The following is a 14,460-nucleotide window of genomic DNA, read 5'->3' on the forward strand; positions in this document are numbered from 1 at the left end:
CTTACGAGGTCTTTTTTACTTATTTTCCAAATACACTAATTGATTCTTCCTCAATTACAAGTAAACAATTAGCATATTACATGATTTAATATCCCAATAACCAATTCAACTCTATTAATTCGGTTCGACCTTAATATCCCCCTTTTATTCCAAAAACTCAATAATTGTTTCACATACTTTATCCGTCTCCTCGATATCTGGGAAATGTCCACTATTTTCAAATATAACAAGTTTACCATTTTTCAATTGTCTCGTTATTCTATAACTCATTCCTACACCCGTGTTATAGTCATGCGCTCCAACTATGACACACGTATCAATTTCTAAACCTTTAATACGCTCAATAAGCGGTAAAGATGATTTTGTTCCAAAAATAACTTTGCTCATCTTCCCTGTATTACTTAACTGACTTTCCTCCCAAAGACTCCGATTTAGCTTTGCAAATTCTTCATTTTTAAACAATAATCGATCTACAGCTTTTGTATCAACTATACTCCAAACTTGATTATACCTTTCTTTTAAAGGAATTTCTGACTTACTTATTATCAATATTTCTTCTTTCATTTCTTCTTTCGTTACTTGTAGAAAACCTTCTATCTGCACAGTATACATATCATTTAAATCATCTAACGATGGTGCTTGTAATACCATTTGTTCAACATTTTTCGGATATTTCAAAGCATACTCTAAACAAAGTTGTCCACCAAAAGAATATCCTAACAAATTTATCTTCTCTACATGTAATTGCTTTCTTAATTCCTCTAAATCTTCGACTAGAGTATTGATTGAGTACTCACCGTCATCTTGTGGTGCCTCACTTCTACCACATCCTCTTTGTTCATAATAAACAACAGTCATATTTTCTTCTAACCTCAACCCAAGTGTTCTTTCGAATACATAATGATTGCCACCTGGACCACCATGTACAATAATGAGAGGAACTGTATTATGAGCTGCCCCTGCAACTTTACACCAATGCAATACCCCATTGATTTTCAAATAGTGTACACCATCTTGCAACATTAACTGATTCATTTATCCTCTCTCCTCATCGCTCACTTATTACTATCTAAATGTATAAGTTCTGACCATTCACACTTTTCCCCTTTATACATATTCCCGTTACTATCTGTTGAAATTGAAAGCAAATAACTAGCTACACGTACTTCTACAGGATAAAGTAAATTAAGAGCAGTAAAACGAGTCGATATTTTTAACGTGTTCGCAATGTTTTCAAGCAAGAACTTCATAAATATAGGATCATGTAATAACTTGTTTCTAATAACCGTATTAGAAATAGAGATTGCTACAACATCTGAACAAGCCTCAACGACATTATGTGCTTTGCTATTTTGAATTAGTTCAATATCACCAACAATGGCAAATGGATTGATAAAGCGAAGAATTAGTTTCTTCCCTTCAGGTGTAATCGTATAAACTTTTACTTTACCTTTAACAACAAAATATAAACGATCCATTTCGTCATCTATATTGCAAATGAGCTCGCCTTTTTCAAAGTGATTTAATTGAAAATAAGCTGTATCTATTTCTGAAAAAACCTCGAGCGTTTTATTGGTTTTCAAATAATGCGTAATTAAACCTGATCTATCCTCCATATTCATTTCTCCTTTCATTTACATATTAAATACAACAATACCTATAATCATTATTATTGTTCCCACAATATGATATCTCTCCATCTGTATCTTTTTTATATGAAATAGTCCTTTCATTTCAATAACTGTTGCCGTTAACAATTGAGCAACCATAAGTGTGCCAGCTGTCAATGTAACTCCTAGTGCATATATCGACATAGTTTCTGCACAAATAATGAATCCACCAAATGCACCCGCTGCTAGATATATTTTTTTCACACTCTTTAAATCCGTTATTTTCTCTTCTTTCTTTAACAAAAATACAGTTGTTGCAATAATGAATCCAATTAAATGGGTTATAATACTCGTCGACCATATACCGATATGTGAACTAAGTTTCGCATTAAAGGTTCCTTGAAGTGTTATAAATATCCCCGCAAAAACAGCAAATATAATACCTTTCAAAAAATCATCTCCTCATCCTTTATTTCTGACTTAATTAAAAACCATCATCCTATAATGGCAAAAGGACAAATGTCACATCACTATGAAAATAACTTGGAATGAACAAAAAAACACACCTCAAAAATGCGGGGTGTGTTTATGTTTATTATTTATATATAAAGTTTTATAAATTTAAATTACGCTACATTAAAATATTTCTTTTTCATAACAAACTTTGTAAATAAGAAACGTACAAGCGGTCCCATAATAATTAATTGTAATGGATATGCCATTATGAAATTTTTAATAAAAATCGAAAAATAAATGGAAACAAATGAATCTCCTTGTAGTCCACCATGTAAATACATCATAGCCATACCGAAAAATGACATAAAGAACACCATTCCAATTACCATAGTTGTCGCCATTGCAACGATAATATTTATTTTTTTAGATTTATCAAATGGCAATATGAATACAATTTTTTTCGCACAAGGTCCAACGATACATATTTCAATTAATAGTGCAATAATAAAGCCAATTAATAGTTCTAATGCAATCTCTTTAATATAAATTGGTCCTCCTGTTTCATTCATTAGTAAATTGTAAAACGTCATTACGATAACCATCCCAAGGCACATCATCATGCCAAATTGGAGGTTTTCCTTTCTTGTTGTTGGCAAATTTCATCATCCTTTCTCTTTGAGTCTTTGTCATTATATCGACATTGGAAACCTCTTCGTAAGTGAACATTTTGTGAACAAATTTAAAACGTTTTCATTTTTTCCTTTCTACTCAAATTCTCACTTTTACTTATAGAGGTTATATATATCGCAATGTTGAATTACTAAATTTAACATTGCATTACACTATTACTAGGAGGATAACCATGAATGAAGCAGAATTTTACGCATATCACATCGTAACAAGGAAAAAAATGCATATCGGACAAATCATTCTTTTTAACAAAAATCAACACAATACTCTATATCACTTCTTTTTTGAAAGAGAACAATTAAATGCTAGTGGTGAAGATGGCATACAAATTTTAAATAAACACTATAAAAATAACGAATTACATATAAATAATGAAAATACTAAAGTAGTTATGAGTTATATGGATCAAACAATTAGAGCAGTTAGAGAAACAATTGTAGAAATGGTTAGACTACAAGAATTCCCTGAATACCCTTCCAGGTTATCTTGTTTATACGCTTCAAAAAGCTATGAAGATGCTTTAAAATGGAGAGCGTTATTTGATTCTTACAATCGAGAAGTTTTACAGATTGTTAAACTACGAGTGATCGGAAGTTCTTTTGAAGGTGACGGGAATCTTTTACCGAAAGAAGATGGAATTCCTTTTTCTCAAAAAATCGAACAAGCTAGAGAGTATTGGAAAGGAAATATTAGAAATGAGCTTCCTGAGCTACTGATTAATGGAGAAATTGAAGTGGTGGAAATTATTGATGACTTTTCCTCAATTCATATTTAATTTCTAACTAAATCATATAGGATGGAGATTACAATGAAGAAAAAAGTGTACTTCAATCATGATGGCGGTGTAGATGATTTAATTTCATTATTTTTATTACTTCAAATGGAAAACATTGAACTTACGGGGGTATCTGTTATCCCAGCAGACTGCTATTTAGAACCCGCAATGTCTGCCAGTCGTAAAATTATCGATCGCTTCGGCAAAGATAATATTGCCGTAGCCGCTTCAAACTCTCGCGGGCAAAACCCGTTTCCGAAAGACTGGCGGATGCATGCATTTTATGTAGATGCTTTACCAATTTTAAATGAGTCTGGAAAAGTTGTAACACCCGTGACGGCAAAACCTGCGCATCATCATTTAATAGAAACGCTTCTACAAACGGAAGAAAAAACAACTTTATTATTTACTGGGCCCCTAACTGACCTTGCTCGTGCATTATATGAAGCTCCCATAATCGAAGATCAAATTGAACGCCTCGTTTGGATGGGTGGTACATTTCTTAAAGCTGGCAATGTACATGAACCAGAGCATGATGGAACAGCTGAGTGGAATTCGTTTTGGGACCCTGAAGCAGTGGCTCGTGTATGGGATGCAAAAATTAAAATCGACTTAGTGACACTAGAAAGTACAAACCAAGTTCCGTTAACTATAAACATACGTGAACAGTGGGCAAAAGAGCGAAAGTATATTGGTATGGATTTCCTTGGTCAATGCTATGCAATGGTCCCTCCTCTCGTTCACTTCTCAACGAACTCTACTTACTATTTATGGGATGTACTAACTACCGCTTTTGTCGGAAACACTAGCCTTGCAAAAACTGAAACGATTAATAGTATCGTTCATACATACGGACCAAGCCAAGGACGTACAGAGGAAACTACTGATGGACGACCTGTAAATGTCGTTTATGATGTAAAACATGATGTTTTCTTTGAATATATTACTGAATTAGCAAAGAAAGCTGCTACTTAAAACCTCAATAACACGAAAAAATTTATTAAGAATGATATACTTTAATTAATATAACATGAGGTGATAAGATGGATTATGAGTTACTAAAAGAACGAATAGAAATTATAACTTCTAGAATTAAATACATAGGTGGTGAAGTTCAAGAAGTTTGTATAGATGAACCATCTTCCCTTGAACAAATAATCCAAGTAGAAGAAAAACTGGGTATTAAACTACCAAATAGCTTCAAAAAAGTACTTTTAGAGTTCTCAGGAAATTTTAGCTTACGCTGGTTTTTACCTGACGATGTAGAGCTACCAAATGAATTTACTGATATTTTTTGCGGAACAGCCCACTGGAGTTTAGAAAGTCTTTCTGAATTCGAAAAAGAACGTAAAGACTTGGTTGACGAGTTTTTTTCAAATCTAGATGATGAATATGATGTAGTTTGGCACAACAAATTAGCATTTTGTGAAGTGGGAAATGGAGATTATTTAGCATTTGATATGAAAGATGATATAGATGCTCCGATAATTTACCTAAGCCACGACGATGGAGAAGGACATGGGTATAAGATTGCGAATAATTTCATTGAATTCATTGAGAATTGGTCAAGAGTAGCTTTTGTAGGATGCGAAGATTGGCAGTGGTTACCTTTCACTACCAGTTTTGAAAGTGGTATAAATCCAGATGATGAACCAGCCAAAAAATTTAGAAATTGCTTGGAACTTAATATTTAAAAGAGTATTGAATTAAATTTCAATACTCTTTTTGTGCAATTTAATTATATTTGATTAATGTAGTGTCTTACAGATTATGCATTTCATAACCATTGACAAAATACGTTATTGTTTCTAACTCATCTGCATTTAATTCTCTATCTAGTTCTTGTTTGTACGCTGCCTTTATCTTCTCTTCATCGCCCTTATGAGCTTCTGTATAAGTTCCTACTGCTTTTAACATGCGAATCTCTTGTGAAAACTCCTCTCGATTTATCGCTTCCCCATGAGAAAGAATATATGTCTCAGCATCAAATTTCTCTAATTCATCTATCAATTTAAACGTTCTTTTCGTCGTATAGTTCCACTTTGAAGAAAAAATATCTGCATATATACAATCTCCTACAAACAATATCTTTTCTTCTTTTATGTACATAACAACTGAATCATGCGCATGATCTCCGCCCACATGTTTTAACACGCATGTCACTTCACCAAGGTCTAATTCCATTTGATCCTGGAACGTTAAGGTTGGAGGAATAATGTTAATATTTCTCGCTTTTTCTTCAAACTCTTTCTTGATACAATCCGCACAAAATGCAATTTCAGTACCCTCTTTTACGCGTGCGTCCAACGCTTCATCTGTCCATTCATAAGATACTATTGCCTGCATTTCTTTTTTCGTTTCAGCGTGCGAAATAGTTAATGCATTCTGTAATACAGATAATCCAAAAATATGATCCCAATGCCAATGCGTTAATGCTACAAAATCAGGATTCGATACATTTTGTTCTTTTAACATTTCTAAAAATAATTGTGCATGTTCTTCTGAATTTCCTGCATCAATCATTAACGTTTTTTCTTGTCCAACGACCATTCCTAAGATAGGTCTATCTGTTTCAGAAACAGGTGTCATATACCAAAATGAGTTTCCTATTTTTTTAATTTGTTGCATAACCAATTCCCCTTTTCATTTTCTCACTTAAAATTAATATATAAATTATAACGAATCACTACTTTTTTCTCTATAATCAAACACAATTACTTGGACTAATCTAACTTTCCTTTTCGTAAGCTAAAAATAAGGGAATAGAATCGGAGTGTGATACTATGGAACGTTTATGGATTCCAATGATTGTAACATTTTTTTCGTTCGGTGGATTACTATTAGGAGGTGCTGTTGGAGTAGCAACACGCCAACTCATTGAAGAAAAGATGCATCGTTTATACGCATTATGTGGCGGTATTTTATTCGGATTATTATCACTTGAAATTATTCCTGAAACATTTTCAAGCTATGAAATGATTGGACCTATACTTGGTATAGCTATCGGTATTTTAGTTATGAGCTTATTAGATAACTATTGTCACCATCCAATGATACATAAAAAAGATCAACAAGCATGGCAAACCTTCCTTTTTCTCTCTTTCGCTATATTTATTCATAATATACCGAGTGGATTTGCGTTAGGTACAGCTTTTATAAATCATAATGACTCTGCCATTCCCTTTTTAATAGCAATTGTCGTTCACCATATTCCAGAAGGATTAGCTTTAATTATTCCATTTCTTTTTACAAAACATAAATATATTTCCTTTTTATTAACGACTTTATTACTTTCTCTTATTCTCGGTACTGGCACAGTTTTTGGCATTTTGATGGAAGGAAAAGCTCTTCACCTGCAAGGACTCATTATGGGAAGTGCTATCGGTTCACTTGGATATGTCACAATTCATGAAATGCTTTGGAAAGCTAAGAAACAGCTCTCTTTCCTTACATTTCTAATGTGGGCAACTAGTGGTTTTTTACTAATAACAGTGTTCACTTTATTCGCTGGTCATCATTAAAGTTGCTAAAGTGAAACTTTTGTTCCTCCCACACTGATTCTTGGATTACAAATAACTAGATAAATTTCTTACTTGTATATTTTTCCTTTTTATTCAAAACATAATGTTATCTACCTATTATAAGGAGGAACAATTATGTTTGGGAAAACAGCAGGTGAAGCATTAGTTGATTTATTAATTGATTGGGGAGTAGAGCACATATACGGTATGCCTGGAGATTCCATTAATTCTATCATTGAAGCTTTAAGAAAAAAACAAGATAAAATTAAATTCATTCAAGTTCGCCATGAAGAAGCTGGTGCATTAGCAGCGGCTGCCTATGCGAAATTAACAGGAAAACTTGGCGTTTGTATGGCAATTGCAGGACCTGGTGCTATTCATTTATTAAATGGTTTATATGATGCGAAACTCGATAAAGCCCCTGTTCTAGCAATTTCAGGTCAAGTAGAAACCGATTTACTTGGAACGGACTTTTTCCAAGAAGTAAATTTAGAAAGAATGTTTGATGATGTTGCGGTTTATAACCAGCGTATTATGTCAGCAGAGCAACTACCTGCCGTAGTGAATCAAGCAATTCGAATGGCTTATACGAAAAAAGGTGTATCCGTTCTTACTATTCCAGATGATGTCCCGAAATTTGAAGTGAAAAATGGTGCCCGTGTTACAAATACTTCTTTTACTTTGCCTGAATTATTTCCACAAAAAGAAGATTTAGATGCAGCGAAACTCGCAATAAATGAAGCGAAAAAGCCTGTGATTTTAGCTGGAAAAGGAACAAAACATGCGAGAGAATCTTTACTTGCATTAGCAGAACATATTGGTGCTCCAATCGTACTTACATTACCTGCTAAAGGAATTATTCCTGATGAACACCCTCTTTGTATTGGTGGATTAGGATTAATTGGAACGAAACCTTCTTATGAAGCAATGAAGCATGCAGATACTTTAATTATGGTCGGTACTTCTTATCCGTTCACCGGCTTCTTACCTGAAAAAGCAAAAACAATTCATATCGATACAGATCCTGCCCAAATCGGGAAACGTTATGCGACAGATATTGGTTTAGCTGGTGATGCTGATAAAACATTACGATGGTTAATTGAAAATGTTGAAGAACACACAGACCATTCCTTCTTAGAACAGCACCAAGAAATGATGAAAAAGTGGGAAGATAAATTACACGATCAAGAAGAAGACTCTTCCATTCCAATTAAACCACAACGTGTTATGCATGCTCTGCAGCAAGTAGCTCATGATGATGCAATATTATCAGTCGATGTCGGAAATGTAACAGTATGGACAGCAAGACACTTCCGTATGACAAACCAGCAATTTGTCATTTCTAGCTGGCTCGCAACACTTGGTTGCGGTTTACCTGGTGCTCTTGCTGGAAAAATTGCATTCCCGGATAAACAAGTATTTGCAGTTTGTGGTGATGGCGGATTTGGAATGACGATGAATGACTTCGTAACAGCTGTAAAATATAAATTACCAATCGTTGTCGTCGTATTAAACAATAATAAAATTGCGATGATTAAATTTGAACAAGAAGTTATGGGTAATATCGAATTCGAAACAGACTTAACGAACCCTGATTTCGCAAAATATGCAGAGGCTTGTGGAGGTATTGGATACCGTGTTGAGAATTTAGATGAACTACTTCCCGCTTTCGAAAATGCAGTAAAACAAAATAAACCATGTATTATTGATGTAGTTGTAGATGCTAACGAAGCACCAATGCCAGCAAAAATCACATTTGGTCAAGCCGCTGGTTATACGAAGCATATGATAAAAGAATTATTTGAAGAAGGTAAGATTGATTTACCTCCACTTTAAGCAAAAAAAGATAGCTGAAAACAATTTGTCTTCAGCTATCTTTTTTATTTTTGTATCTCTCTATAAAAAGAAAAGTCATCCATAGTTGGTTGTACTTAAGACTCTTATTTTTTATCAAGAGTCTTTTTATTTAATTTCGCTTCAGTTAATACTATGCATCTAAAAATCTTTATACATCTCGCTAACTATTTCAATTCTCTAAAGTTCGGATATACTTTATTTTATGAATGTATCGCACATCCACTTATAGAATTTTTCTTTCTCTTCAAATTGTGGATAATGAGCTGATTTCTCAAAAGTAATAAATTGTTTTTGATCTGCTTCTATCTTATCAAAATATGTTTTTGCTGCATGCAATGAAGTGTTATAGTCATATTTCCCCATAAGGAAATAAAACGGTAGCTTCATTTCAATCACCTTAGTAGGCAATGGATTTTTTAAATCCTTTTCTAATAAGACAGTTTGAGAATGTGATAATCCAACGTTATAACGAATTACGTCTAACAAGTTATATTCATTACAGAAAGATTTGAAAACATCTCGCATACACATTTTTATAAAAACACATAGAAAAGAGCCCTTGCTTTCAACACAAGGACTCTTTTCATAAACTATTTAGCTACCTCTTCTTTCGGCATTACCATACCTTTATAAAGTTGAACAGTTATCCAGTAATACATGAAATAAATGACTAAGAAGATTCCTATTGGCACCCACACTTTCACAAACGGGTCAACTAATATAAAGCTGAATAAGTTAAGCCCTACTAAAACGTGAGAAATGCCAATGATCGCTGGGAAGATAAATAAATATGAAATTTCTTTATATATACTTTTCGTTAACATACTACGTCTCACACCAATTTTTCGTAACATTTCATAACGGCGTACGTCGCGAGAAGCACCTGTTAATATTTTGAACATAAGGGAACTTGCCATCATTGCTAAAAAGGCAATTCCGAGGAAAAATCCCATAAACATCGTTCCGCTCATGAAGCTGTTCATAAACTGATAAATTGTCATTTTCGTAAATAAGTCTGCCTTTTCACCTGTTGCTTTTTCAATTTGTGCTTTTTGTCTCTTATCTATTTCGATCAATAACGGTTTATATTTTTTCATATCATCTACTTTTGCTAATGTTACAGTATGTTCTGTTCCTTGAATCCCTTTATAATGCTCTTCGTCTGCAATTCTTACTGGTTTTCCGCTAAATTGATTATGCGTAATTTGTATCTCTCTTACAACTGCGTCTTCCCAATCCTTTGGCATATGAGGGAATTTTGCTAATTCAGGAGCCTCTAAAGCTGAATATACAGGTTCAGTTAAAGGTTCAGTCACACGTTTGCGAACAGGCTCTTTTAAAGTTTTTGTATCAAAATGGTCTGAAACAAGTGGCGGTTTCGCAGTTAAGTCGTTACGTAAATAATAAACCGCTTCTCCATCTACTTTATATTTGTACTTGCTTTCTTCAACAATTTCCATTTCTTTTAAGGCAGCTTTGTCTTGATCATTCGGATCATGAATTACAACATCATATACACGAGAAAAGTCTGTCATAATACCTACATTTTTTTGGAACGCCATACCTGCCGTCATCGCACCTGCGCCTAATGCAATTAACATTGCTACAGTACCTAATACTCTCGATAAACTATTTACTCGAAAGCGTAGCTGTGCATATGTAAAACTATTTAGACCAGTTTCATTTCGTTTTTTATTCCCCTTAATTTTCATCACAAAAAATGGAAGTAATGAACTAAAGATAAAATATGTTCCAAGTGTTGTAACGATGGTTGCTATAATAAAACCTAATTCAGCATATATTTTTACATTAATCATAAAATAGTACCCTGTACTTACTAGTAATACACCAAGTACTGTCATTATGATAATGCGAGTTTTACTTTTCTTCACTTCATCTAGTGTTTCATCTTCACGAATTAACTCTAGTTCAGTTTTACGTAACAATCGGACACTGTTCATTAAGCCAGTAATGAAAAATAGTATTAAGAAGAAAATAGCTGTGACTAAAATTGCTGGTGTGTATACAGATGCATAACTACCTTTTGCTGAAATTTCCATTCCATTCATTAAAAAGTTTCCTGCTACACTTGCAAGTAACATCCCTACTAAAATACCGATAATAATACTGACAATACCCATACCGAATGTTTCAATAAATAATAACTGTGCTACTTTTTTCTTTTTTGCACCAAGCATCATGTACATACCGAGTTCTTTTCTTCTTAATGTGAGCAAGAAAGAGTTGGCATATATAATATAAAATACAGTAATGAAAGATAATAGTATTGCACCTACCCAAAAGACGAGCCTTATACTACTAATTAGACTATTATCTTTTGTAAATTCACTATTCATCGCCATCGTTTGGAACATGTAGAAAATACTAATACTAATAACGAGGCCAATAAGTAAAACCATATAATCTTTTAACATCTTTTTCATACTATGACGTGATAATTTAAATAACATAGTTTCACCCCCTACTTAGACTCAGCAGCTGAGCCCATATGAGCGAGCACACCTAAAATGTCTTGATAGAAATTCTCTCGAGTACCTTGACGGTTTAATTCTTTATAAAGAAGACCATCTTGAATAAATAAAATACGCTCACAATAACTTGCACTAAATGCATCGTGTGTAACCATCAAAATACTTACATTGTGATTTTCATGTAAATCTTGCATCGCTTCTAATAAACTTTTTGCGTTTTTACTATCAAGCGCACCTGTCGGTTCATCTGCTAATACAATTGCTGGATTATGTACTAAAGCTCTTGCCGCCGCTGTTCTTTGCTTTTGTCCTCCAGAAACAGCCGTCGGATATTTTGTTAAAATTTCGGTGATGCCTAATTTCTTCGCAACGTCATTTACCTTTCCAGTAATCTCACTTGACGGTACGCCTTGCAAAGAAAGTGGTAAAGCTATATTTTCATAAATTGATAAGTTTTCTAGAAGATTAAAATCTTGAAAAATGAAACCTAATTTTTGAGAGCGAAAATCAGATAACGCATTGCCCTTCATAGAAGTAATATTTGTACCAGCTATCGTCACACTACCACCTGTCGCTTGGTCAAGTGTACTTATCACATTAAGTAAAGTCGTTTTTCCAGACCCAGAAGGTCCCATGATCCCGACAAATTCTCCTTCTTTAATACTTAACGATACACCCCTTAATGCTTTTGACTGATTCTCATTTCTTTTCCCATACGTTTTTTCTACACTTTCTACAGTAACTACATTTGTTGACATCTCTTTCACTCCATCCCTTTTGTATAAAATTAATTTCTCACATATTTCTTATTATTTTGTCATGTGAATTCTTAAGAATTTTTTAATTATTCATTCAAGAAGAGTTACACCTGTAACATGAACCTTTTTCCTACTTCATATTCTCATTTTTCTACAACTCGTTCCCTCGATTTCGCTTACATTTACCTTACATTTTTGTAAGATAAAAAAGAAAACACACTAATTGCTAATAGTGTGTTTTCTTTACAATCAATATTTTCTATTCTTTATTTCCTCTTCAATAGTTGCCACAAATACATCTAGCGCAATAACTTCTGACTTCTCTTCCCCATATTTACGTACATTTACAGCTCCGTTTTCCATTTCCTTATCACCAATAACAAGAACATACGGTACTTTTTGCATTTGTGCTTCTCTTATTTTATATCCTAATTTTTCATCTCGTGCATCTTGTTCAACACGAACTCCAGCTTGTGCTAATTTATGTGCAATCTCATTGGCATATTGTTCATGTACTGCATTTGAAACTGGAATTACTTTCACTTGAACTGGTGCCACCCATGCCGGGAACGCACCTCCAAAGTGCTCAATTAATATTGCTAAGAAGCGATCTAATGACCCTAAAACTGCCCTGTGAATAACAACTGGTCTTTTCTTTTCATTATTTTCATCTATATAATTTAAATCAAATTTCTCTGGCATTTGGAAATCAAGCTGGATTGTTCCGCACTGGTGGCTTCTATTTAAAGCATCTTTAATATGAAAATCAATTTTCGGCCCGTAAAATGCACCGTCACCTTCATTTAGTCTATATTTATAATTTAGCGATTGTAATACATTTTCTAATGCCGCTTCTGCTTGCTCCCATAATTTATCATCACCCATTGAATCTTCTGGACGAGTAGAAAGCTCTACTTCATATTCGAATCCAAAAGTTTTATATACGTAATCAATTTGCGCCATTACTGATTTAATTTCATCTTCAATTTGTTTTGGAGTTACAAATAAATGTGCATCATCTTGGCAGAAAGTACGTACTCTTAATAATCCGTTTAACGCACCACTAAATTCATGACGATGTACTTGACCAAATTCACACATACGAATCGGTAATTCACGATAAGAATGCAATTTATTTTTAAACATAAGCATGTGCCCTGGGCAGTTCATCGGTTTTAATGCAAAACTTTTATTATCTACTTCAGAGAAATACATATTATCTTTATAATGTCCCCAGTGCCCTGATTTCTCCCATACTTCTTGGTTCATCATGAACGGAGTGCGTACTTCTTGATACTTATACTCTTTTTGAATTTCTCTTAAAAATGCTTCCAATTCGTTACGAATCATTTGTCCTTTCGGTAAATAAAACGGCATTCCCGGAGCCTCTTCAGAAAACATAAATAACTCAAGCTCACTGCCTAACTTACGATGATTTCTTTTTGCTGCTTCTTCAACGAAATGTAAATACTCTTCTAATTCTTTTTGAGAAGAGAATGCAACACCATATATGCGCTGAAGCACTTGGTTATTACTATCACCTCGCCAATATGCACCGGAAACGTGAGTTAATTGAAATGCTTTCAAATAACCTGTAGATGGTAAATGTGGTCCTCTACATAAATCTACAAATTCACCTTGTTTATATAGTGTTACACTTTCCCCACTAGGAATTGCTTCTAAAAGTTCTAATTTCAAGCGGTCGTTCATTTCTTGAAACAGTTTAGCTGCTTCTTCTCGAGAAACCTCAACTCGTTCTATCTTTATATTTTCATTTATGATCTTTTTCATTTCTTTTTCGATTTTTCGTAAATCTTCAATGTTTACACTACTTGGAAGATCCATATCATAATAAAATCCATTTTCAATAACAGGTCCTACTCCAAGATTTATATCACCATACAATCTTTTTACAGCTTGCGCTAAAATATGTGCCGCGGAGTGTCTTGCAATTTCTACCCCTTCATTTGAATCTATAGTAATGATTTCCACTTCCGCATTTTCTTCAATATTTCGGCGTAAATCATATAATCCATCATTTACTTTCCCCGCGACTGCTTTCTTTTTCAAACTACTGCTAATGGATCCAGCAATTTCTTCTAAAGTAACTCCATTTACAAATTCTTTAACGCTACCATCTGGAAATTTAATTTCAATCATTTGTTCTTTCATTTTTCATCTCTCCATTTCATAATAAAAAGCACACTCATCCCTAAAATAGGGACGAGCGTGCTTTTACCCGTGGTTCCACCCAGATTCCCATTGTAAATATACAATGGCTTCATTTACGGTAACGTCGTT

Annotated in this window: 12 protein-coding genes and 2 pseudogenes; 5 read left to right on the top strand and 9 right to left on the bottom strand. The window is 33.8% G+C overall.

The features are described 5' to 3' along the window. Nucleotides 1-144: 144 nt before the first annotated feature. From ACQGSG_RS21045 to ACQGSG_RS21060, 4 genes and pseudogenes are all read right to left on the bottom strand, one after another. Nucleotides 145-1,035 (bottom strand): alpha/beta fold hydrolase, encoded by an 891-nt coding sequence (locus ACQGSG_RS21045; protein WP_325843245.1) that lies wholly within the window; start codon nucleotides 1,033-1,035, stop codon nucleotides 145-147. Nucleotides 1,036-1,100: 65 nt separating this feature from the next. Beyond that, a pseudogene (locus ACQGSG_RS21050) lies at nucleotides 1,101-1,616 on the bottom strand (Crp/Fnr family transcriptional regulator); the annotation flags it as partial. Nucleotides 1,617-1,634: 18 nt separating this feature from the next. Further along, nucleotides 1,635-2,060 (bottom strand): DMT family transporter, encoded by a 426-nt coding sequence (locus ACQGSG_RS21055; protein ID WP_325843243.1) that lies wholly within the window; start codon nucleotides 2,058-2,060, stop codon nucleotides 1,635-1,637. A gap of 176 nt (nucleotides 2,061-2,236) precedes the next feature. Further along, the gene (locus ACQGSG_RS21060; RefSeq protein WP_016109937.1) at nucleotides 2,237-2,722 is read right to left on the bottom strand and encodes a hypothetical protein; all 486 of its coding nucleotides are present in this window, start codon (nucleotides 2,720-2,722) and stop codon (nucleotides 2,237-2,239) included. 206 nt (nucleotides 2,723-2,928) lie between these two features. On the opposite strand from ACQGSG_RS21060, the gene ACQGSG_RS21065 reads away from it, so the two are divergent. From ACQGSG_RS21065 to ACQGSG_RS21075, 3 genes are all read left to right on the top strand, one after another. Next, entirely contained in the window at nucleotides 2,929-3,531 is a 603-nt protein-coding gene (locus tag ACQGSG_RS21065) for a DUF2441 domain-containing protein (protein ID WP_098291461.1), read from the top strand. A gap of 21 nt (nucleotides 3,532-3,552) precedes the next feature. After that, entirely contained in the window at nucleotides 3,553-4,506 is a 954-nt protein-coding gene (locus tag ACQGSG_RS21070) for a nucleoside hydrolase (protein WP_141527217.1), read from the top strand. A gap of 68 nt (nucleotides 4,507-4,574) precedes the next feature. After that, nucleotides 4,575-5,225: an SMI1/KNR4 family protein gene (locus tag ACQGSG_RS21075; RefSeq protein WP_098023269.1), complete on the top strand. Its 651-nt coding sequence runs from the start codon at nucleotides 4,575-4,577 to the stop codon at nucleotides 5,223-5,225. Nucleotides 5,226-5,292: 67 nt separating this feature from the next. Here the strand turns inward: ACQGSG_RS21075 and ACQGSG_RS21080 are convergent, their stop codons facing one another. Next, nucleotides 5,293-6,159, bottom strand: a complete 867-nt coding sequence (locus tag ACQGSG_RS21080) for an MBL fold metallo-hydrolase (protein WP_098023270.1) — start codon at nucleotides 6,157-6,159, stop codon at nucleotides 5,293-5,295. A gap of 155 nt (nucleotides 6,160-6,314) precedes the next feature. Here ACQGSG_RS21080 and ACQGSG_RS21085 point away from each other — a divergent pair, with 155 nt between their 5' ends. Continuing rightward, entirely contained in the window at nucleotides 6,315-7,052 is a 738-nt protein-coding gene (locus ACQGSG_RS21085) for a ZIP family metal transporter (protein WP_098023271.1), read from the top strand. Between the two features lie 135 nt (nucleotides 7,053-7,187). Then, the gene (locus ACQGSG_RS21090; protein ID WP_097995410.1) at nucleotides 7,188-8,888 is read left to right on the top strand and encodes a pyruvate oxidase; all 1,701 of its coding nucleotides are present in this window, start codon (nucleotides 7,188-7,190) and stop codon (nucleotides 8,886-8,888) included. A gap of 216 nt (nucleotides 8,889-9,104) precedes the next feature. Here the strand turns inward: ACQGSG_RS21090 and ACQGSG_RS21095 are convergent. From ACQGSG_RS21095 to thrS, 4 genes and pseudogenes are all read right to left on the bottom strand, one after another. Next, nucleotides 9,105-9,407: pseudogene (locus tag ACQGSG_RS21095) on the bottom strand (hypothetical protein); the annotation flags it as partial. A gap of 92 nt (nucleotides 9,408-9,499) precedes the next feature. Further along, a complete protein-coding gene (locus ACQGSG_RS21100) occupies nucleotides 9,500-11,380 on the bottom strand; it encodes an FtsX-like permease family protein (protein ID WP_098291462.1) in 1,881 nt (626 codons plus the stop codon). A gap of 11 nt (nucleotides 11,381-11,391) precedes the next feature. Next, nucleotides 11,392-12,159 (bottom strand): ABC transporter ATP-binding protein, encoded by a 768-nt coding sequence (locus ACQGSG_RS21105; protein ID WP_000106426.1) that lies wholly within the window; start codon nucleotides 12,157-12,159, stop codon nucleotides 11,392-11,394. Between the two features lie 249 nt (nucleotides 12,160-12,408). After that, nucleotides 12,409-14,331, bottom strand: a complete 1,923-nt coding sequence (gene thrS, locus ACQGSG_RS21110; protein WP_098341096.1) for a threonine--tRNA ligase — start codon at nucleotides 14,329-14,331, stop codon at nucleotides 12,409-12,411. Nucleotides 14,332-14,460 lie beyond the last annotated feature (129 nt).

The sequence above is a fragment of the Bacillus sp. GMa5/1 genome (assembly GCF_050172015.1).
Lineage (GTDB): Bacteria > Bacillota > Bacilli > Bacillales > Bacillaceae_G > Bacillus_A > Bacillus_A cereus.